We start from the raw sequence: 20402 nt of genomic DNA, 5'->3' as shown, positions 1-20402 counted from the left end.
AGGCCCAGGCAAAGAAAAACCGCCGCATGTTTCCATCCGGCGGTCCTGTCTTATGTTCAGGCTTGGCGTGCGGTGTTCAGGATTCGACCTTCGGCGGTTCCACCTCGAGCTTCTGCGCGGCGATGACCGCCTGGGTGCGCGAGTGCACGCCCAGCTTGCGCAGGATGGCGGTGACATGGGCCTTGATGGTGGCTTCGGAGACGTTCAGCTCATAGGCGATCTGCTTGTTGAGCAGGCCTTCGGTGAGCATGTTCAGCACTCGAAACTGCTGCGGCGTCAGCGAGGCGATGGCCTCGGCAAAGCGGGTCTCCTCCTCGTTGGCATCGCCCATGGCGTCGGCCAGTTCCTGGGGCAGCCAAACCTCGCCATCGAGGATCTCACCCACCGCCTCGGCGATCAGTTGCAGGGAGGAGGACTTGGGGATGAAGCCCGACGCCCCATAGTCGATCGCGCGGCGCACCACATGGGGTTCGTCGCTGCCGGATACCACCGCCACCGGAATGTCCGGCGTCTGGCCACGCAGCTGGATGAGGCCGGAGAAGCCATGGGCACCCGGCATGTGCAGGTCGAGCAAAATCAGGTCGGCGTCGGGATGCCGGGTGACGACCTCGCAGGTGGCCTCCATGGTGTCGGACTCGACGATCTCGGCCTGTGGCGCCAGCTGGCGCAGCGCCTGCGTCAGCGCCGCACGGAACAGCGGATGGTCATCGGCAACGATGAATTTCTGGGCAAAGGCCATGGATACTCCTCCGGTTCCTCGAGCTCGGGGCCTGGGGCCGCCTCTTAGGGCTCATCGATTGTTCATCGCATGTTACCCCATGCTTGGGCGCTTCCCAAGCGTACGGCAGCAGTTGTCGACAACGTTCGAGAAAATGTGAGTGCAAGGAGAATGGCCAAGCGCACCGGGACAATTTTCTTTTCACTCGGAAACAGCAATCCCCTTGCCGATCGTTTAAAGCCGCTTCTATCTTCAAAGACGATGGCAGACGCCAGCAGTGCCGGATTCCCGGTAAATGGAAGTACAAGCATGGAAACATGCGGAAAGGATTCAAGGAGATAACCATGGCACAGCGTAACCAGAACCCCGGAAACTTTGCCAACGATCCACAGAAGGCCTCCAAGGCCGGCCAGAAAGGCGGCCAGCACAGCGGCGGCAACTTCGCCAACGATCCACAGAAGGCCTCCAAGGCCGGCCAGAAAGGCGGTCAGCACAGTGGCGGCAATTTCGCCAACGACCCGCAAAAGGCCTCCCAGGCCGGCCAGAAGGGTGGCCAGCACAGTGGCGGCAATTTCGCCAACGACCGCCAGAAAGCCTCCGAAGCCGGTCGCAAGGGCGGCAAGAACAGCTGAGTGCTGCCGCTCTCTTCAGCCCTCGGCGTTGGTCTGATCCAGCGCTGACCGACTCAAGCTGCCGGAGCCTGCCTCCGGCAGCTTCTTCTCCCGCACCGAACGGTATGAACATGCCATCCGCACCCTATTTGCAGGTCGGATGCGCGGTTCGAGCCGCTTTGGCCGGTCGCAGCAAATATACGGTCATGAACCAGTCTGCACCGCAAGCCAAGAACCCAAGCTGGGCCCCGCCAAGCCGCACTCAAGCACGTGTGAAGAGCAGATCCATCCGTCCAAGTGAGCGGATACCCTATCGCAACCGCAAGGAGATAGCCCATGGGCACTGAACCGCAAGCCCCGAAGCATTTGGAAGACTGGCTACGCGATGCTCACGCCATGGAAAAGCAGGCCGAGAAGATGCTCGAAGCCCAGGCCAGCCGGCTGGAGCACTATCCACAACTCAAGGCACGCATCGAGCAGCACCTGACAGAGACTCGCGGCCAGGCGGAAAAGATCGAACAGTGTATCTCGCTGCTCGGCGCCGACCTCTCTTCCATGAAAGACATCGGCGGTAAGCTGGCCGCCTTCGGCCAAGCCATGGGCGGCATGATGGCAGGCGACGAGGTGGTCAAGGGCGGCCTCGCCAGCTACGCCTTCGAGCACTTCGAGATCGCCAGCTACAAGGCGCTGATCCAGGCTGCAGAAAAGGTCGGCAAGCCCGAGATCGCTCGCATCTGCGAACAGATCCTGCGCGAAGAGGAAGCCATGGCCGAGTGGCTGGGCCAGCATCTCGACGCAACCACACGCCAATTCCTGGAGCGCTCCGAGGACAGCGATCTGCGCGCCAAGACCTGAAGACACAGCGAGCTTCAGAGGACGTTGCCACGTATTTTTTCAACGATTTAGATAGCCCCCTCGCTTCCCCCGGCTCCTCGCCGGGGCTTTTTGCCTGGCGAACACCCGAATGTTCAACGAGAAAACGCCGCCCCACGCAGGAGCGGCGCCATGTTTGCATGCTGTACCTTCACGGTGTCACATGTGGTCGCGGGGAATCACCTTCTCCCAGTTCTTGGAAAAGACGCGATAATCGTCCTCATAGGCGTCGAGCTGCGCGTGGATGAAGAAATTGCTCTCATCGCAGCTCAGTATGCTGCGCGTATAGATCTCCACGTTCCAGTCATCGCGCTTGAACGAACGCTCCGTATAGGTTTCGCCGCGCGCCGAGGTGAAGTCATCATTGACGGTGCTGTACCACTCGCGAGTGCTGCGCCTGATCTCGGTGCCGATGTCCTCGATGCGGAAATGTCCTTGATCGTTGATCACCTCCAGAGTGGACTCCTTGCTCGCCAGGTCGCGATGCAGCAGCCAGTTGTGCTCGCTGGCGGCGAAGGTGTGGACGTCCAGGGGAGGAGCCTCCTGCGGTTCATCGAACTCCGGCAGGCGTTCGTCCTCCTTACTCGGCGTGCGCTCCGGCAGTATCAGCACGCTGCTGTCCGGGTAGATGTCGACCTGAGCCGGTTCTGGCGGCAGCCAGGCCAGCGGCCAGTAGGAAGTCGAGACCGAAAGGCGCAACTGGTGACCTACCGGAAAGCACTGCGCGATGCCGTTCATCGGGATGCGCACACGATAGCGGCGATGCGGTACCAGCGGCTCGGGATCGGCGTCGCTGTCACGATGCGACAGGTTGAGCAGGCCATAGGTGACGCGGGTCGACTTGCCATCCGGCGCCACGTCGGAGAGACGCACGGCCAGCATCGCCTGCGGCTTGTCGCAGGAGAGCTCGAACTCCACCACCGGCATGCCGAAGATCTCGAGCGGCTCGGCCAGCTGGCGGCTGCTGAAGATCAACGAGCCGCCGTCCTCCTCGCGCTGGTCGCCAGGCAGATCCGGCGTGGCGGCATAGGAACACCACTTGCCGGCCGACTGCCCCACGCTGAGCGGCGACTGCAGCGCCAGTGCGCTTTCATGCCCCTCCTGCTGATGGGGTCCGCCATGCCCCTCGCCCATGGCAATGGTATAGGGACCCAAGCCATAGCGCCTCGTGCGAATGTTGTCGGACGGCCAACTCGCCTCACCTATCCAGCGGCCGGGACGCTCGTCGTACGACGTGTCCGGCGGCACGCTGTGTTGCTCCCAGGCACGCAGCATGGGTTCGTCCATGATGCCGGTCTCCTGGCCCTTGAGCCAGTAATCCCACCAGCGCAGCGATTCCTGTAGAAAGCCGATGGCCGGCCCGGGGATGCCCTGATGGGGATATTTATGGCCCCAGGGCCCGATCAAGCCCTTGCGCGGCACTTCCAGATGCTGCATCAGGCGCAGCACGGTATTGGTGAAGCCGTCTGCCCAGCCGCCAATGGCATAGACCGGACACTGGATCGCCGAGTAGTACTCGTTGACCGAGCTAGTGGACCAATAGGCGCTGCGACGCTGGTGCTCGATCCACTGCTCGAGCCACAGCCCGCTGTTCTCCATGCGGTCGAACCACATGTCGCGCCAGCGGTTGCCGACGATCTGGGGATCTGGCGGCAGGGTATTGAAGGCGAACATCACGGTCGCCTCGGAGAGATTGTCACCGAGCAGGCAGCCGCCCATGTAGTGCATGTTGTCGGCATAAAGATCATCGCTCGAGCAGATGCTGATGATCGCCTTGAGCGCCGGCGGCTGCTTGGCCGCCACCTGCAGGCTGTTGAAGCCACCCCAGGAGATGCCCATCATGCCGACATTGCCGTCACACCAGGGCTGCTCGGCCAGCCAGGCAATGGCGTCGACGGCATCTTCCTGCTCCTGCTGGGTGTACTCGTCGGTGAGCACGCCATCCGAGTCGCCGCTGCCGCGCATGTCGACCCGCACGCAGACGTAGCCATGGCCGGCCAGGTAGGCATGGTTGGCGGCGTCCCTGCCGCGGGTGATGTCGCGCTTGCGGTAAGGTATGTACTCCATGATCGCCGGCAGCGGCGCACGTTCGGCCTTTTCCGGCAGCCAGATCCTGGCTGCCAGTTGAGCCCCGTCACGCATCGGGATGAAGACGTTCTCTATTTCGCGAACCTGGTAGGGAAACGAGTCTACGACACTCACAGCGCCTCCTTGCTGGTTCATTCAATGGGTTCGATCTCGAACTGGAGCGCCTCCAGGCAAGCCTTGTAGCGCTGATCGACTTGTTCGTGATCCTCCCCTGCAACATAGAGGGTTCCCAGGCGATAGCTAAAGCTGTCCTGATGCATGAGATCGCCCAGACGGTCGCCCGGTTGCACGTCGAGCCGCACCTTGGTACCGGGAAAGCGCTCGGCAAGCGCCTCGATCTCCTCACGGCTCGGCACCCGCCGGACGATACCATCCTCATGCTTGTAGGGGATGAAGCACTTGGCGGCGACGGCATGATCGCCCAGGCGATTGGCCAGGGAGGGACGCTCGCCCAAGGCGATATCGATGGCCACTTCATGATTCGACATGCCATCGACCATGATGAAGATCTCGCTGTGGGACTGGGAGATACGGGTGTTGACCTCGATCAGCCACAGCTTGTCCTGCGACTCATCCCAGAGGAACTCGGCGTTGAAGCAGCCGTTGTCGTAACCGATATGCTCGAGAAACTTCTTGGAGACATCGATCATCTGACGATGGATGGGCTCCGGCAGGTGGCTTGGGTATTCGATACGGTCGTAGGGAGCATCGCTCATTTCCGTGCTGGGCTGGGAAATGATGCCGTGTACATTGAATTCACCGCGATAAACGGTCCCCTCCGGAGCGCCCTGCACGCCTGCGACGAGTTGCTCGGCGATACAGGAATTGCCGTCCATGTGCTGGATTTCCGGCGGCAGCTCGGCATGATTCAGCGCCTCGTTGAACGGATCCCCCAACTGACGAATGCCTTCGCGAATCTCCTTGATGGCTGCATGGAACTGCTCGTCGTTCTCGATCTTGAAGCCCAGATGCGAGGAGAAGGCCTTGACCGGCTTGAGCCAGAACGGATAGTCCAGCGTGACCTGAGAGAGCGGGTCCTCCGCAAAGGGATCGACGCCGCAGAACGCCGGTACCACTTCGGGAACGACTTTCTGCTGCTCGAGCCGGCTCCAGTACTTGTGCTCGCACTTGAGCACGCTCTCCACCGAAGGCGAGGGAATGTCGTACTCCCGGCACAGGATGGGAACCATGACACTGGTGGGAAAGTCCCACTGCGCCACAATGGCGTCAACGGAGCCATAAAACGCCTCGAGCTTGCTACGCGCCTCGTCCAGCAGGGCATTGAACGAAAAGTTGGGCGATTCAACGGCCTCCTTGACCGACAGCAGGCTGTGTATCTTGAACTTTTCCGAGTGGCGCAGGGTTTCCAGTTCCTGGCGCTGCTGGTCTTCCAGCGCCACGACAAAGATGTTCCGCTTCATCCGTCTATCTCCATGACAGTATCGTTGGAAAGCCCAGTAACGGGCTCTCCTTTCTTCCATACATACCTCAAGATAAGTAGGCGGCGTTCAAGGTTCCATAACCTGAGCGATTCTTTACCCTTTCAAACCCCGGGGAAACAAAACGGCACGCAAAGCCCCATCTACTTCTTCCAATACCTACTGCTGCAGCCAGGTAGTCGGTTGCCGCGCCCGTGTACTTGGCCCTTGCCGCGAGCGGGGCTAGGCTGAGAAACAGGACTCGTTGCCTGAGTACAGCGGCCAAGGATGGAGCCGATGGAACGACTCGAGGAATACCGCCGCAAGCGCGACTTCACGCGCACCCGGGAACCCGCCGGAGAGGCTCAGGGTGAAGCCGCCACGGGAAACCTCTACGTGATGCACAAGCATGCGGCGAGCCACGACCACTTCGACCTGCGCCTGGAGCAGGACGGCGTGCTCAGGAGCTGGGCCCTGCCCAAGGGACCCAGCCTCGAGCCCGGCGAGAAGCGCCTGGCCGTCGAGGTGGAAGACCACCCGCTCGAATACGCCGACTTCGAAGGGGTGATTCCCGAGAAAGCCTATGGCGGCGGTACCGTGATGCTGTGGGATCGCGGCACCTGGCAGCTCAAGGGCCGGCCAAAGCAGGATCGCATCGACATCGAACTCGATGGTGAGCGGCTCAAGGGCAGCTGGACCCTGACTCGCATGAGCGGCAAGCGCCAGGACAAGCACGGGCGCAATTGGCTGATGATCAAGCGCCACGACGACAAGCCGCGCATGAAGGATTCGCTCACGGCCGACCTCGACGCGAGCGTCGCCAGCGGGCGCAGCATGCGCGAGATTGCCGAGGATCGCGATGACACCTGGGGCTCGGCCGACGATGCAGGTGAGGCCACGCTTGCCCCACCCGACCCCAGCCGACTCGACGGCGCACGCAAGGCCAGGCTGCCAAAAGAAGTGCAGCCGCAGCTCGCCACCCTGGCCCGCGAGGTGCCGGCCCAGGGCGAGTGGGTCCACGAGATCAAGCTCGACGGCTACCGTCTGCTCGCCCGCCTCGACAAGGGTGACGTGCGCCTGATCACCCGCAACGGCAAGGATTGGACCCACCGCTTCCCCGAGATCGCCCGGGCGCTCGAGTCGCTGCCGGTGGACTCGGCGCTGCTCGACGGCGAAGTGGTCGCCATGGGCAAGGATGGAGTGAGCCGCTTCGGTGACCTGCAGGAAGCACTCTCCAGCGGGCGTACCGCCGCGCTGGTCTACCAGCTCTTCGACCTGCCCTATCTCCAGGGCCACGACCTTCAGAATGTGGCGCTGCTGGAGCGCAAGCGCACGCTCGCGGCGCTGCTCGAGGCGGCAGACATGGCATCGGGCACCGGCACCATCCGTTACTCCGACCATCTCGACGCACAAGGCGCGGCTTTCCATGAACGCGCCTGCCAGATGGGGCTCGAGGGCATCATCAGCAAGCGCGCCGACAGCCACTACCGGCAGAAGCGCAGCCGCGACTGGCTCAAGGTCAAGTGCGTCAGCCACGAGGAGTTCGTGATCGGCGGCTACACCGACCCCGGCGGCTCGCGCAGCGGTTTCGGCTCGCTGCTGATGGGCGCCTACGGCAAGCAGGGCCTGGCCTATGCCGGGCGCGTGGGCACAGGCTTCAACAATCGGCTGCTGGAGCAGCTCAGCGCCACCCTGCAGGAACTCGAAGTGAAACGCTCACCCTTTCACGGCAGCGTGCCGGACAGCCGCTCGGTGCATTGGGTGCGGCCGGAAATCGTGATCGAAGTGGAGTTCACCGAGCGCACCCGCGACGGTCGCCTGCGCCACCCTGCCTTTCGCGGCCTGCGCGAGGACCGCAACCCGGAGGAGATCCGCATGACCCCGACCAAGGAAATGGCCGCCGAAGGCACGCCGGAGCAGGATACCAAGCCCGACAAGCCGGCTCCCAGCAAGCGCAAGGACGAGACCTCGCTGCTCGGCGTTCGCCTCACCAGCCCCGACCGCGTGCTGTTCCCCGAGCAGGGCCTGACCAAGCTCGACCTGGCGCGCTTCTACGAGCAGATCCAGGATTGGGTGCTGCCCCATCTGGTCCGCCGGCCACTGTCGTTGGTGCGCTGTCCCCAGGGACGCAACGACGAATGCTTCTTCCAGAAGCACCCGCGCACCGCCATTCCCGACAGCGTGCCGCGCATCGACGTGCCGGAGAAGAAAGGCAGCGCCGAGTACGTCTACGTCGAAACGGCTGCCGACCTTATCGGCCTGGTCCAGGCCGGTGCGCTGGAGATCCACCCCTGGGGCAGCCGCATCGACCACCTCGAGCAGCCCGACGGCCTGGTGTTCGACCTCGACCCGGACCAAGGTATCGCGTGGAAGGAGATCTTGCGTGTTGCCGGCACCCTGCGCGAGCGCATCGAATCGCTGGGCCTCACGGCGTTCCTGCGCACCACCGGCGGCAAGGGCTTGCACCTGGTGGTACCGCTCGTGCCCAGCGCCGAGTGGGATCAGGCCAAGGCCTTCGCCAAGGGAGTGGCCGAAGCACACGCCAAGGATGACCCCAAACGGCTGACCACCAACATGTCCAAGGCCAAGCGCGAAGGGCGTATCTTCATCGACTATCTGCGCAACGGTCGCGGTGCCACGGCGGTAGCTTCCTACACGGTACGCGCACGCGAGAACGCCCCGGTGGCGGTACCGATTCGCTGGGACGAACTCAACGCCGCGCTGCGTGCCGACCGCTACAACGTACAGAATCTGCGTCGCCGGCTATCTGCCCTGCGCGAGGACCCCTGGGCGGGTTTCGACGAGGCGGCACGCCCGCTGGAAGCCGATCTGCTCAAGGCCGTGGGCGTGAAGTGACGGCAGTCTGGGTCAGGAGCGGGAGGAACGAGATGAGCGAAGTGCCCTGGTGGATGGAATCCGGTCCCGAGACCTGCCAGTTCTGTCTGCGCACCTTTCACTACGAGGCGGGCTATCACTGCATCTATTGTGATCGGCCGATCTGTCCGATCTGCGTCGAAACACGCTTCGAGAGCCGCGAGACGCTGTGCCCCGAATGCCATGAAGAAGGCGTAAACCATGGGGGGAAAGGCTGATGGCAGCCAGAGCGATGTGGAAGGGCGTGATCCGCTTCGGTGAAGTGGAGGTACCGGTAAAGCTCTACTCTGCGGTACAGGATCGCAGCGTGCACTTCCGCCTGCTGCACGAAAAGGACCGCTCGCCGGTCAAGCAGGCCATGGTCAATCCCGACACCGAGCAGATCGTACCCCACGCCGAGACCCGCCGCGCCTATCGCACCGACGAGGGCAGCCTGGTGGTGTTCGACAAGCAGGAACTCGAAGCGCTGGAGCCGGACTCGGGCCGCGATATCGAAGTGATCCGCTTCATGCCACCGCAGGTGATCGATCACCGCTGGTACGACCGCCCCTACTTCCTCGGCCCGGATGGCAGCGAGTCGCTCTATTTCGCCCTGGCCGAGGCGCTGGGCAACAGCGACAAAGAGGGCCTCGCGCGTTGGGTCATGCGCAAGAAGAGCTACCTCGGCGCGCTGCGCCTGCATCGCGGCGTGCCAATGCTGATGTCGTTGCGCCACGAGGAGCAGGTGGTGCCGGTCGATTCACTGGAGCCACCCAAGGGCAAGGCACTCGACACCAGGGAGCTCGACATGGCACGCCAGTTGATCGGCATGCTGGAGGCGGAGTTCGATCCCGACGAATATCACGACGAGTACCGCGAGCGGGTGCTGGAGCTGATCGAGGCCAAACGGCGCGGCAAGAGGGTCAAGGTCACCCCGATTCGCCGGCGCGAAGCTTCCGACGATCTCTCCAAGGCGCTCGAGGCCAGCCTGAAGAAGGAGCGCAAGCGTGCCTAGCCTGAAATCGAAAGCCAAGCCGAAGGACAAGCGCAAGACGAAGGAGAAGGACGAGCCGGCTCATGGCGAGGAGAAGCAGCGCTTTCACGCCAGCGGCCCGCGCCCGCTGTGGTCGGGCACCATCACCTTCGGCCTGGTCAGCCTGCCGGTCAACCTCTACCCGGCCAACCGCCCCAAGCCGGTGTCGCTGCGCATGGTCGACAGCGACGGCACACCGCTGACGCGGCGCTACTTCTGCGAGAAGGAGGAGCGCGTGCTCGACTACGATGAGCTGATCCGCGGCTACGAGGTCGAGAAGAACGAATTCGTCGTGGTGGAGGATCGCGAGCTCGATTCGCTGGCACCGGAGAAATCCCAGGAGATCGACCTCAAGCGCTTCGTCGGCCTCGACGAGATCGATCCGATGTACTTCGAGCGCGCCTACTTCATGACCCCCGACAAGGGCGTGACCAAGGCCTACCGCCTGCTGGCGGAAAGCATGGAGGCCACCGGGCGCGCCGGCATTGCCACCTTCGTCATGCGTGGCAAGGAGTACCTGGTGGCGATCATCGCCGAGAAAGGCATCCTGCGCGCCGAGACGCTGCGCTTCGCCGAAGAACTGCGCACTCCGGACGACATCGACCTTCCCGAACCGCCCAAGGTCGACAAGAACAGGGTGAAGGCGATGCAGCAGTCCATCGAGGCCCTGACTGAAGAGGCCCTCGAGCGCGAGGCGCTGCAGGACCGGCAGAGCCAGCGCATCATCGCGCGTGCCGAAGAGAAGCTCGAGCGCGGCGAGGATGTGATCGCCCTGGGCAAGGAAGACGAGCCAGACCTCGATCCGGAACAGGGCGGCGAAGTGATCGACTTGATGCAGGTACTCAAGCAGAGCCTGGCCGAAGGACGCCCTCCCGGCCAGGAGGTGCGCAACGATGACGGCGAGAGCCAACCGAGAAAGCGCGGTAAGCCGACGGCCAAGCGCAGCGAGACGAAGAAGCGCCCCTCAGGCCAGCACGGCACGGGCAAGAAGGCTGCCGATCAGGACGACGGCAAGGCCGCACCACGCGGCAAGCGCCGCAGCGCCGGGCTTGACGAACTGGAGAATCTCTCCCGTGATGAACTCTACGAACGCGCCCGAAAGCTCGACGTGCCAGGCCGCAGCCGCATGAGCAAGGCCGAACTGGCCAAGGCCGTCGCCGGCGCACACTGAGACGAAAAAGCCGGCCCGAAGGCCGGCTAGGTCGTTCATGCCATTCTAGAAGCGCTGGACAAATCAGCGGTTGGCGCGATTCTCGATGAGATCGTCGACCACGCTCGGATCGGCCAGGGTGCTGGTATCGCCCAGACCATCGGTCTCGTTGGCGGCGATCTTGCGCAGGATGCGACGCATGATCTTGCCCGAGCGGGTCTTGGGCAGCCCCGGCGCCCACTGGATGACGTCAGGCGAGGCGATCGGGCCGATATCCTTGCGCACCCACTGGGTCAGTTCCTTCTTGAGCTCGTCACTGGGCTCGACGCCATCAGTCAGGGTCACGTAGATGTAGATGCCCTGGCCCTTGATGTCGTGCGGGAAGCCCACCACGGCGGCCTCGGCCACGGCCTCGTGGGCCACCAGCGAGGACTCGATCTCGGCGGTGCCCATGCGGTGGCCGGAGACGTTGAGCACGTCGTCGACGCGGCCGGTGATCCAGTAGTAGCCGTCCTCGTCGCGGCGGCAGCCGTCGCCGGTGAAGTAATAGCCCTTATAGGTAGAGAAGTAGGTCTGCACGAAGCGATCATGATCGCCCCAGATGGAGCGCGCCTGACCGGGCCAGGAGTCGCTGATCACCAGGTTGCCGTCCACGGCACCCTCGAGCACGTTGCCCTCGCTGTCGAGCAGCGCCGGCTGTACGCCGAAGAACGGCAGCGTGGCCGAACCCGGCTTGAGGTCGATGGCGCCAGGCAGCGGCGAAATCATGATCCCGCCGGTCTCGGTCTGCCACCAGGTGTCGACGATGGGACACCGGGAGTTGCCGATCACGCGGTGGTACCACTCCCACGCCTCGGGGTTGATCGGCTCGCCCACCGACCCCATCACGCGCAGCGTGTCGCGCTTGCTCGAGTCCATCACGTCGTCGCCATGCGCCATCAGCGCGCGGATGGCGGTAGGTGCGGTGTAGAGGATGTTGACCTTGTGCTTGTCGACGATCTCGCCCATGCGACCGTGGGTCGGATAGCTCGGCACGCCCTCGAACATCAGCGTGGTGGCGCCGTTGGCCAGCGGCCCGTAGACGATGTAGCTGTGGCCGGTGACCCAGCCCACGTCGGCGGTGCACCAGTACACCTCGCCGTCCTGATAGTCGAAGATGTACTGGTGGGTCAGGCTGGCATAGACCAGGTAGCCGCCGGTGGTGTGCTTGAGCCCCTTGGGCGCGCCGGTGGAACCGGAGGTGTAAAGGATGAACAGCGGATCCTCGGCGTTCATCTCCTCGGCCGGGCAGTCGGTCGCCTGCTTGTCGACCTGGTCGTGATACCAGAGGTCGCGGCCCTCCTTCCACTCGATCTCGCCGCCAGTGCGCTTGACCACCAGCACGTTCTCGCACACCTCGGTGCCCTTGCGGGTCAAGGCGGCATCGACGTTGTCCTTGAGCGGTACCTGCTTGCCGCCGCGCACCGACTCGTCGGCGGTGATGACGAGCTTGGAATCGGCGCCGATGATGCGCTGGGCCAAGGCATCGGGAGAGAAGCCGCCGAACACCACCGAGTGCACGGCGCCGATGCGGGCACAGGCCAGCATGGCCACCGCCGCCTCGGGAATCATCGGCATGTAGAGGGTGACCACATCGCCCTTGCCGATGCCGAGTTCCTTGAGCGCGTTGGCCAGTTGGCAGGTCTTGGCATGCAGCTCGCGGTAGCTGACGTGCTTGGCATCCTTGGGATCGTCGCCCTCCCAGATGATCGCAGTCTGGTCGCCACGTGTCTCCAGATGCCTGTCGAGGCAGCTCACGCTGGCGTTCAGGGTGCCGTCCTCGAACCAGCGGATGTCGACGTTGTGCGGATCGTAGGAGGTATGCTTGATCTTCGTCGGCGCCTTGAACCAGTCGATACGCTTGGCCTGCTCGGCCCAGAAGCCCTCGGGGTCGTCGACAGACTGCTTGTACAGGGCCTGATATTTCTCGCGATCGATCCAGGCGTTGGCGGCGATGTCGTCGCGTACCGGATAGACATGCTGATCGGTCATTGGCTAGCCTCTTCCAGGAGATGCACCCTCACGGTGGATGTGACCGGCTGCCTTTTTGTCGTTGCGCCGGCTTCAGATTCGCCTTCCAGCATATACCCTCGGAGCGGGCCTAACTCTTAGACATTGGTATCAGGATTTTTCCGTTATTAATCAGCCATTTGTAGTAGTTTTCCCATGCCCTCCAAAGGGCTGATAGACCAACGTCTGAGCACACGACAGGCAGCGATAGCGGCGCCCGTTGCGCGCCAGCGAGTGGCGCCGCGAGGTGAAGAAATGCGCTTGGCAGCCGCAGTGATAGCGATACGGCGTAGGACTTGCGCGTCCCACATCGAAGCGATGCGTCACCCGCGGCTCGAGCCCGAACAGCCGCGTCATCACGGTACGCCACTCGCGCCCATGGGGCCTGGCCCGATGACCATCGCTCAGGTGTCGCACCAGCCAGTGGGCCATTTCATGCGGCACCACCTCGCTGAGAAAGGCATGGCGGTTCTCACGATACAGTACCGGGTTGAAGCGCAGCCCGCCGCGGCCGTAGTGGGCCTGACCGGCGCATTTGCCACGCAGGTCGCTCCAGACCCTGGGCCGGGGCAGTTCGGGATGATAGTGGCGACACAGCTGCCAGGCGGCCTCCACCCGTTCCAGCAGGGCACGCTCAAGCGCTGCATCGTCGAGACTTGCCAGCCATTCGGGGCAGGGATCAGGGAGCGCATGTCGTTTCATGGGTGCTAAAATGACGTCCCGCCACGGCGCTGTCCAGCCCAAAGCGGCCACGATCCGCCTTCACGATGCCATGCGAGAGGCCCGATGTCAGATACGCCCCTGCCCCAGCCCCTGCTCGAGGACGACGAACTCGAGCGCCTCGACGAGTTTCTCGACTCCGAGCGCGTCGACCCCGATGCCCTGGACCTGATCTCGGCCCATGGCTTTCTCGTCGCCCTGGCAGTGGCGCCTCGTGAGATCGAAGCCACCACCTGGGTGGCCGAGCTGTTCCACGGCGAACCGGCCTTTGCCGACGCTGCTGAACGCAGTGAGATCCTAGGCCTGCTGGAGAAACTTCGCGGCAATGCCATCGACACCCTGGAACAGGGCGGCCTGCCCGAACTGCCCTTCGAACTGACCCTGGACGGTGCGGCCCCGGAAGAGACGCCCATCGGCGACTGGTGCGCCGGCTTCATGGAAGGCGTATTCCTCGACGAAGCCGCCTGGTTCGAACAGGACGAAGAGACGGTCGCCACCCTGCTGCTGCCCTTCATGGCGCTTTCGGGCCTGTTCGACGACGAACCCGACATGGCCGACATGACCGCGGACACTGCTCGCCTGGAATCGCTGGCCGGTCAGCTGCCGGACCTGGTGCTGGATCTCTACCTGCACTACCGCGTGCCCCCCGAGACGCCCAAACCGATGCCGCGCAAGAAAAAGCCCGCCGGCCGCAGCGCCGGCAAGGGCAAACCCGGCGGCAAGCACTAATAGGGTGATCAGCAATAGGATGGCACATCGAGGATTGGCGTCACGCCGTATGGCCAAGCGCAATAGGCCATCACCGTAGCCGTGTCAGCCAGGCATCGAAACTGCCGAACAGCCACTCCTTGAAGCGCTGCCAGCGCGGGCGCCGCACCCAGGCCCGGTAGGTGATCTCGTGGCTGGCGGCGAAGTTGCGCTCGAACAGTGCAGCCACCTCGCCGGCGAAGCGGGTGTCTTCCACCTCCTGGTTGGCCTCCAGGTTCCAGTGCAGGCTCCAGTGGTCGAAATTGCACGAGCCCAGGCTCGACCACTGGTCGACCAGCGAGAACTTGGCATGGATGAAAGTGGGCTGGAACTCGAAAATGCGCACGCCGGCGCGCAGCAGGCGCCGGTAGAAGCGCTGGCCGGCATAGCGCACCCAGGGGTGGTCGTGGCCTTGGCCGGGCAGCAGCAGGCGCACATCGACGCCGCGGCGAGACGCACGGGCCAAGCGCATGCGCAGGCTGAAGGTGGGCACGAAATAGGGCGTGCACAGCCAGATGCGGCGCTGGGCAGACGACACCCGGCCATACAGCGAGTGGCGGATGGCCTGGTAGCGATAGCCCTGCCCCCACACCACGCGGCCGCGCATGGCGTGGTAATCCTCGTGTGGGTGGAACCCGAGCTGCAAGTGGCGTACCAGAGCCGCATCGCCGGCGCCACGTGTCATCGGCGAATCCCATACCCGCGAGAACAGCCGTACCCAATCGGCAACGACCGGTCCCTCGATCCGCACCGCGACCTCATACCAGGCCTCGAGGAACTCGTCGACCGCACCGAAGCCGCCGGTGAAAGCGACCTGCCCGTCGACCACCACCAGCTTGCGATGATCGCGGGTCAGGTTGCGTGTCAGCGAACGCAGCCCCAGCGGGTTGAACAGCCGCAGTGCCACACCGGCCTCCTCCAGGCGCCGGCGGTCCTCCCCACCAAGCCCCATGGCCCCGTAGGCGTCCAGCATCAGCGCGACCGTCACGCCACGCTGCGCGGCCCGGCACAGCGAATCGATCAGCGCCGTGGCCAGTTGCCCCGACTCCATCAGGTAGAGTTCGACGAGGATCGAGCGGCGCGCCTCTTCCATGGACGCGAACATCGCCGGCAGGAAACGCGACGACTCCGCCAGCAGCTCGAACCGATTGCCATCCCGCCACACGCCGTGCATGGCTGCCTCCCGTCTCCTTGCCTTATATGATTGACGCACGTTTTGCCCATCGAGGGAAAGCACCTGACCCGCCCAGGGCAGCATGGCTATACTGGCCCCTCGGTTCGACGTCGAGGCAATCGGATGGCCCTAGCCCATACTCTGTTCGCTGCACTTCGCGCCCCGTTGAAGGGCTTGATCAAGGCCTGGGTCGGGACCCGCCTCATAGAGCCCGAGCCCGGCGACCTGTCCCTCGACCCTTCGCTCCCCACCCTCTACGTACTGCCCCATCCGGCGCTTTCCGACGCCTTGCTGCTCGATGTGCTGTGCCAGCGCCATGGGCTGCCATCGGCACGAGGCAGGATCCGTTTGCAGGCTCTCGATCTCCCGGCCAGTGTCGCACTGCCTGTCAGGCAACGCCGGCTATGGCGCCGCAGCCGTGCCCTGGAGGCCCCTTTCCACCAGGCCCTGGCATACCTCGCCGACAATCCCGAGGCCGATATCCAACTGGTTCCGGTGAGCGTGTTCTGGGGGCGGGCACCGGGCAAGCGTTTCGGCTTCTGGCACCTTCTGGCGGCCGACAGCTGGCAGCTGACAGGCAAGCTACGCCGGGCGCTGTCGGTGCTGGTCAACGGCAAGAGCGTCGAGGTGCACTTCGGCGCGCCGCTCGAGCTTCGCGACCTGCTGGACGAGCGCGGGCCCGCCGTGGCCAATCGCAAGAGCGCCCGCCTGCTGCGCGTCCACTTCCGGCGCATGCGCACACGCGTCCTGGGTCCTGACCTCTCCCACCGCCGCACGCTGATCGAAGGCGTGGCCACCAGCCCCGAGGTGCGACGCGTCATCGGCGAGCTGGCACCGGCCGAGAAGCGTTCGCCGGAGCGTTTACAGCGGCGAGCCCTGCGCTACGGTCGCGAGATCGCCTCGAACATGACCTACCCGGTGCTGCGCTTCATGGACGGCCTGCTGCGCCGACTGTGGAATCGGCTGTATGACGGCGTCGAGGTACGCGGCCTCGAGCGGGTCAAGGCGCTGGCCGGCGACCATACGCTAGTCTACGTGCCCTGCCACCGCAGCCATATCGATTACCTGCTGCTCTCCTACGTGCTCTACCGCGACGGCCTGATGCCGCCGCACATCGCCGCCGGGCGCAACCTCGACATGCCGCTGATCGGCCCGCTGCTGCGCCGCGGCGGGGCCTTCTTCCTGCGCCGCAGCTTCCGCGACAAGCCGCTCTATGCAGCCGTCTTCAACGAGTACCTGCATCGCCTGCTGGAGCGCGGTCACCCGCTGGAATACTTCATCGAGGGCGGCCGCTCGCGCAGCGGCCGCATGCTTACGCCGCGCCCCGGCATGCTGTCGATGACGCTGCGCTCGTTTCGCCGCAGCGCAGCAGGCAGCAGCCCTCCCCGGCTCGCCTTCGTGCCCGTTTATGTCGGCTACGAGCGCATCATCGAGAGCGCCAGCTACCAGCGCGAGCTGCGCGGCGGCAAGAAGCGCAAGGAATCCCCGCTGGCCCTGCTGCGGGTCCTCGGCAAGTTGCGCCAGCCATTCGGCAAGGTCGCGGTCAATGTCGGTGAGCCGCTACCACTCGGCGCTTGGCTGGATGACACCACACCGGGCTGGAGGGACGACCTCGCCCAGGCCAAGCCAGCCTGGCTCAACCAGGCCGTGCCGCGGCTGGGCGACGAGCTGGCCCGGCGTATCAACGCCGCGGCGGCACTCAATCCGGTCAATCTGGTGGCACTGGTTCTGCTGGCCACGCCGCATCACGCCATCGAAGCCAGCCTGATGTCGCGCCAGCTCGCTCTGCTGACGGCGCTGCAGCGTCACAGCCCCGGAGGGCAGCACGTCAGCCTGCCCCAAGGCGAACCCGACGAGTGGATCGATGAAGTCGTGTCACTGGGGATGGTCGAGCGCCGCCCCCATGCGCTGGGCGACATCGTGACGGCGACGGCGGAGCAGGCCAGTCTGCTGGTGTGGTACCGCAACAACGTCCTGCACCTCTTCGCCCTGGCCGGCCTGACCGCCTTCGCCTTCCGCCATGCACCGCGTCATGATCTCGATAGCCTGCAGGCACAGCTCGCCCCCCCCTGGCCGATTCTGGCGCGGGAGCTGTTCCTCGACCCGGTGGCACTGCCCCAGGCCTTGCCCGCCATGCTCGACGCGCTTTGCCAGCAGGGCCTGCTGCACCGTCATGCCGACGCTTGGCAACGGCCCGCAGCACTGGAGGCCGGCGAGCAACTTCGCCTATTGGCGAGGCTGATGCAGCCCTCGCTGGAGCGCGGCTACCTGCTCCTTGCGCTGCTGCTCAGCCAGCCGGCCGGCACTCTGGGGCGCAACGCCCTCGCCGAGCGCAGCCAGCAACTGACCGAGCGTCTGGCCTTGCTCACCGGCCGCGATGCGCCAGAGTTCTTCGACCACAAGCTGTTCGCCAGCCTGATCGATAGCCTGGAAGCCGAAGGCTGGATCTGGGAGCAGAATGAACGTCTATGGTTCGACGAGCGGCTGCGCAGCGCCGCGCAGCGCACCGGCGAGCTGTACGATCCGGCGTTGCGGCACCGACTGCAGCTCGTCAGCCACGGATAGGGAAAGACTTAGTCAATGCTTCTGGAGCGAATCGCTGCGTTGCGCTTCATCTCGCTCGCCCACTGCTGAGCGCTTTCCAGTAACGCTTGAGGTCACTTTCCTGAGTAGCTTTAGGCCTTGAGCGAGCGGTGGACGTAGAGGTCGTAGCGGCTGGTTTTGCCTTCGATGGCGTGCTGCGGTGCCCGACCCTCGATGGGTGGCGCCTTGCGCGGGCGCTTGACCACCACGCGGTGGGTGGCCACGTCCAGCGCCGCTTCGAGCAGGCGCGGCGCGTCGTCATCGTCGCCGGCGAGCTCGCGGAACAGGCGCATCTCTTTTTTGACCAACGCCGATTTCTCCCGATGGGGAAACATGGGATCGAGATGGATCACTTGAGGCGCCACCGGGCTGGCAGCAACCAACGAGGCGAGTTCGCGGGTGGCATCGCCATGCGCCAAGTGCATGCGGGCGACGATCGCTGCCACCTCGGGGTCATCGGCGGCACGCGCCAGGCCGTCCTCCAGCAGGGCATGTATCGCCGCCACGCGCTCGATCAGCAGCACCTCGGCACCGAGACTCGCCAGCACGAAGGCATCGCGGCCGAGCCCAGCGGTAGCATCGACCACGCTGGGCGTGACGCCCGCCGCAAGGCCGCAGGCACGAGCGATGAGCTGGCCGCGGCCGCCACCGAAGCGACGCCGATGCGCGGCCCGGCCTTCGGCGAAGTCGACCCGCAGCGGCTTGCCGTAGCGAGCCGGGTCGCCCGCCAGCACCAGCGCATCCCCTTCGCGCAGAAGCTCGAGCCCGTCGCTCACCTGGCCCGAACGCGCACTGACGAAGCTCATTTGCCCTTCTGCCACGCCACCTGATCGCGTAGGTAGATCGGCTGGCTTTCATGGGCGGCAGGGCGAATACCCTGCGCATGGTCCCGGGCGGCCAACAGCACCATCTCCTCGGCCGCCGGCTCGGCTTCGACGTCGCGCTGGGTGACACTCGACTGCACCTCGGTCGGCATCTTCTCCCACAATGACCAGCCGGAGCCAATGCCGTACCACCCGACCCGCTCGGCCATCTCAGGCAGTTGAAGCCGCTGAGGTGGCATGACCGCCTCCTCGCGCAGCGCCTCGACCGCCCCATCGTGGCAACGCCAGGCGGCGACGTAGATCTCGCCCATACGTGCGTCCATGGCAGTAACGACATATTCGACGCCGTGACGCCGATGTGCCGCCAAAGCCAGCGCCTCGAGCGTCGACACGCCGAGCAGCGGCAGGTCCAGGCCGTAGGCCAGCCCCTGAGCCGTGCCGGCGGCGATGCGCAGCCCGGTGAAGGAGCCGGGGCCACGACCGTAGGACACGGCGTCCAGCTCGGCGACGGTCACGCCCGCCTCGGCCAGCACCTCGTCGACCATCGGCAGCAGCCGGCGGGTATGTTCGCGGGGGGTCAGGGCAAAACGGGACACCAGCCTCGGTTCGCCGCCACCACGCTGGATCAGCAGGGCGGCGGAGCAGGCGCTGGAGGAGGCATCGAGGGCCAGCAGGTTCGGCATAGGAAAGCGTCGGGTCAGGGCATGGGCGGACCATTATACGCCGCCGCGTGACGCGGGACGATGGCCCATGACGACGATGGCCCGCCGAAGCGGGCCATCAGGACTGGTCGGTACCCCGGATCAGCCTTCGAGCGCTTGGATCACCTTGCGCGTGATCTCGTCGACGCTGCCGACCCCTTCGACGCGGTGGTAGGCGGGCGCCACGTCCGGAGCCTCCGCGGCCCACTGCTGGTAGTAGTCCACCAGCGGAGCCGTCTGCTCGTGGTACACCCCCAGGCGATTGCGTACGGTGGACTCACGGTCGTCGTCGCGCTGGATCAGCGGCTCGCCGGTAACGTCGTCCTTGCCTTCCTCCTTGGGCGGATTGTACTCGACGTGGTAGACCCGGCCGGAGCTCGGGTGCACCCGGCGCCCCGCCAGACGCTTGACGATCTCTTCATCCGCCACGGCGATCTCGAGCACATGGTCGATCTTGACCCCCGCGTCCTTCATGGCGTTGGCCTGGGGGATGGTGCGCGGGAACCCGTCGAACAGAAAGCCATTCTCGCAGTCGGGCTGAGCAATGCGCTCCTTGACCAGAGAGATGATCAGATCGTCGGACACCAGGCCTCCGCTGGTCATGATCTCCTTGACCTTCAGGCCCAGTTCGCTGCCCTCCTTGACGGCAGCACGCAGCATGTCGCCGGTGGAGATCTGCGGAATCTTGTAGCGCTCGCAGATGAACTGGGCCTGGGTACCCTTGCCGGCACCCGGCGCGCCCAACAGGATCAAACGCATCTAGCTGCTCCTTGAGAGAGTGGGAATTCTTGTGAGTAAACGGAATGTCATGAACGATAACCGCGGCGACGACATCAGACAACCGCAAGCTACCGAAAAGC

The 20402-nt window shown here is 64.7% G+C and carries 17 protein-coding genes; 8 read left to right on the top strand and 9 right to left on the bottom strand.

Annotation, left to right across the window (positions count from 1 at the left end):
- Window positions 1-76 precede the first annotated feature (76 nt).
- A complete protein-coding gene (locus KPL81_RS06780) occupies window positions 77-739 on the bottom strand; it encodes a LuxR C-terminal-related transcriptional regulator (protein WP_219791191.1) in 663 nt (220 codons plus the stop codon).
- 323 nt (window positions 740-1062) lie between these two features.
- Here KPL81_RS06780 and KPL81_RS06775 point away from each other — a divergent pair, with 323 nt between their 5' ends.
- Together KPL81_RS06775 and KPL81_RS06770 are read left to right on the top strand one after the other, a co-directional pair.
- On the top strand, window positions 1063-1350 hold the full coding sequence (locus KPL81_RS06775) for a con-10 family general stress protein (RefSeq protein ID WP_219791190.1): 288 nt from the start codon (window positions 1063-1065) through the stop codon (window positions 1348-1350).
- 315 nt (window positions 1351-1665) lie between these two features.
- Window positions 1666-2184, top strand: a complete 519-nt coding sequence (locus KPL81_RS06770) for a ferritin-like domain-containing protein (RefSeq protein WP_219791189.1) — start codon at window positions 1666-1668, stop codon at window positions 2182-2184.
- A gap of 177 nt (window positions 2185-2361) precedes the next feature.
- Here KPL81_RS06770 and KPL81_RS06765 read toward each other — a convergent pair whose 3' ends face one another.
- Complete coding sequence (locus KPL81_RS06765) at window positions 2362-4404, bottom strand: CocE/NonD family hydrolase (protein ID WP_219791188.1); 2043 nt, start codon at window positions 4402-4404, stop codon at window positions 2362-2364.
- A 17-nt stretch (window positions 4405-4421) separates the two neighbouring features.
- Window positions 4422-5711, bottom strand: a complete 1290-nt coding sequence (locus KPL81_RS06760; RefSeq protein WP_219791187.1) for an ATP-grasp domain-containing protein — start codon at window positions 5709-5711, stop codon at window positions 4422-4424.
- Between the two features lie 294 nt (window positions 5712-6005).
- On the opposite strand from KPL81_RS06760, the gene ligD reads away from it, so the two are divergent.
- The 4 genes from ligD to ku (KPL81_RS06740) are packed head-to-tail and all read left to right on the top strand — an operon-like array spanning window position 6006 to window position 10765.
- Window positions 6006-8564 (top strand): DNA ligase D, encoded by a 2559-nt coding sequence (gene ligD / locus KPL81_RS06755; protein ID WP_219791186.1) that lies wholly within the window; start codon window positions 6006-6008, stop codon window positions 8562-8564.
- Between the two features lie 32 nt (window positions 8565-8596).
- Entirely contained in the window at window positions 8597-8800 is a 204-nt protein-coding gene (locus tag KPL81_RS06750) for a hypothetical protein (RefSeq protein WP_209476549.1), read from the top strand.
- Window positions 8800-9576 (top strand): non-homologous end joining protein Ku, encoded by a 777-nt coding sequence (ku, locus tag KPL81_RS06745; protein ID WP_219791185.1) that lies wholly within the window; start codon window positions 8800-8802, stop codon window positions 9574-9576. The genes KPL81_RS06750 and ku (KPL81_RS06745) overlap by 1 nt, the downstream gene beginning before the upstream one ends.
- Window positions 9569-10765, top strand: coding sequence for a non-homologous end joining protein Ku (ku, locus tag KPL81_RS06740; RefSeq protein WP_219791184.1), 1197 nt, complete (start codon window positions 9569-9571; stop codon window positions 10763-10765). Before ku (KPL81_RS06745) ends, ku (KPL81_RS06740) begins: the two co-directional genes overlap by 8 nt.
- 63 nt (window positions 10766-10828) lie before the next feature.
- Here the strand turns inward: ku (KPL81_RS06740) and acs are convergent, their stop codons facing one another.
- Complete coding sequence (gene acs / locus KPL81_RS06735) at window positions 10829-12775, bottom strand: acetate--CoA ligase (RefSeq protein WP_219791183.1); 1947 nt, start codon at window positions 12773-12775, stop codon at window positions 10829-10831.
- A 150-nt stretch (window positions 12776-12925) separates the two neighbouring features.
- Window positions 12926-13495, bottom strand: coding sequence for a SprT family zinc-dependent metalloprotease (locus tag KPL81_RS06730; protein ID WP_219791182.1), 570 nt, complete (start codon window positions 13493-13495; stop codon window positions 12926-12928).
- Window positions 13496-13579: 84 nt separating this feature from the next.
- On the opposite strand from KPL81_RS06730, the gene KPL81_RS06725 reads away from it, so the two are divergent.
- A complete protein-coding gene (locus tag KPL81_RS06725; RefSeq protein WP_219791181.1) occupies window positions 13580-14242 on the top strand; it encodes a YecA/YgfB family protein in 663 nt (220 codons plus the stop codon).
- Between the two features lie 70 nt (window positions 14243-14312).
- On the opposite strand, the gene KPL81_RS06720 is transcribed toward KPL81_RS06725, so the two are convergent.
- The gene (locus KPL81_RS06720) at window positions 14313-15434 is read right to left on the bottom strand and encodes a phospholipase D-like domain-containing protein (RefSeq protein WP_219791180.1); all 1122 of its coding nucleotides are present in this window, start codon (window positions 15432-15434) and stop codon (window positions 14313-14315) included.
- Window positions 15435-15557: 123 nt separating this feature from the next.
- Here KPL81_RS06720 and plsB point away from each other — a divergent pair, with 123 nt between their 5' ends.
- On the top strand, window positions 15558-17999 hold the full coding sequence (gene plsB, locus KPL81_RS06715) for a glycerol-3-phosphate 1-O-acyltransferase PlsB (RefSeq protein WP_219791179.1): 2442 nt from the start codon (window positions 15558-15560) through the stop codon (window positions 17997-17999).
- 110 nt (window positions 18000-18109) lie between these two features.
- Here plsB and KPL81_RS06710 read toward each other — a convergent pair whose 3' ends face one another.
- The 3 genes from KPL81_RS06710 to adk all read right to left on the bottom strand — a co-directional run bounded on the left by KPL81_RS06710 (window position 18110) and on the right by adk (window position 20301).
- Window positions 18110-18823 carry a class I SAM-dependent methyltransferase gene (locus KPL81_RS06710; protein WP_219791178.1) on the bottom strand — a complete coding sequence of 238 codons (714 nt, stop codon included), beginning with the start codon at window positions 18821-18823 and terminating at the stop codon, window positions 18110-18112.
- A complete protein-coding gene (tsaB, locus tag KPL81_RS06705; RefSeq protein WP_219791177.1) occupies window positions 18820-19524 on the bottom strand; it encodes a tRNA (adenosine(37)-N6)-threonylcarbamoyltransferase complex dimerization subunit type 1 TsaB in 705 nt (234 codons plus the stop codon). Before tsaB ends, KPL81_RS06710 begins: the two co-directional genes overlap by 4 nt.
- A 120-nt stretch (window positions 19525-19644) precedes the next feature.
- Window positions 19645-20301, bottom strand: coding sequence for an adenylate kinase (gene adk / locus KPL81_RS06700; RefSeq protein ID WP_219791176.1), 657 nt, complete (start codon window positions 20299-20301; stop codon window positions 19645-19647).
- Window positions 20302-20402 lie beyond the last annotated feature (101 nt).

It is taken from the genome of Billgrantia antri, assembly GCF_019430905.1.
Taxonomy (GTDB): domain Bacteria; phylum Pseudomonadota; class Gammaproteobacteria; order Pseudomonadales; family Halomonadaceae; genus Halomonas; species Halomonas antri.
Note: the sequence above shows the minus strand (reverse complement) of the source record. Positions and strands in the feature narration are given on the sequence as shown.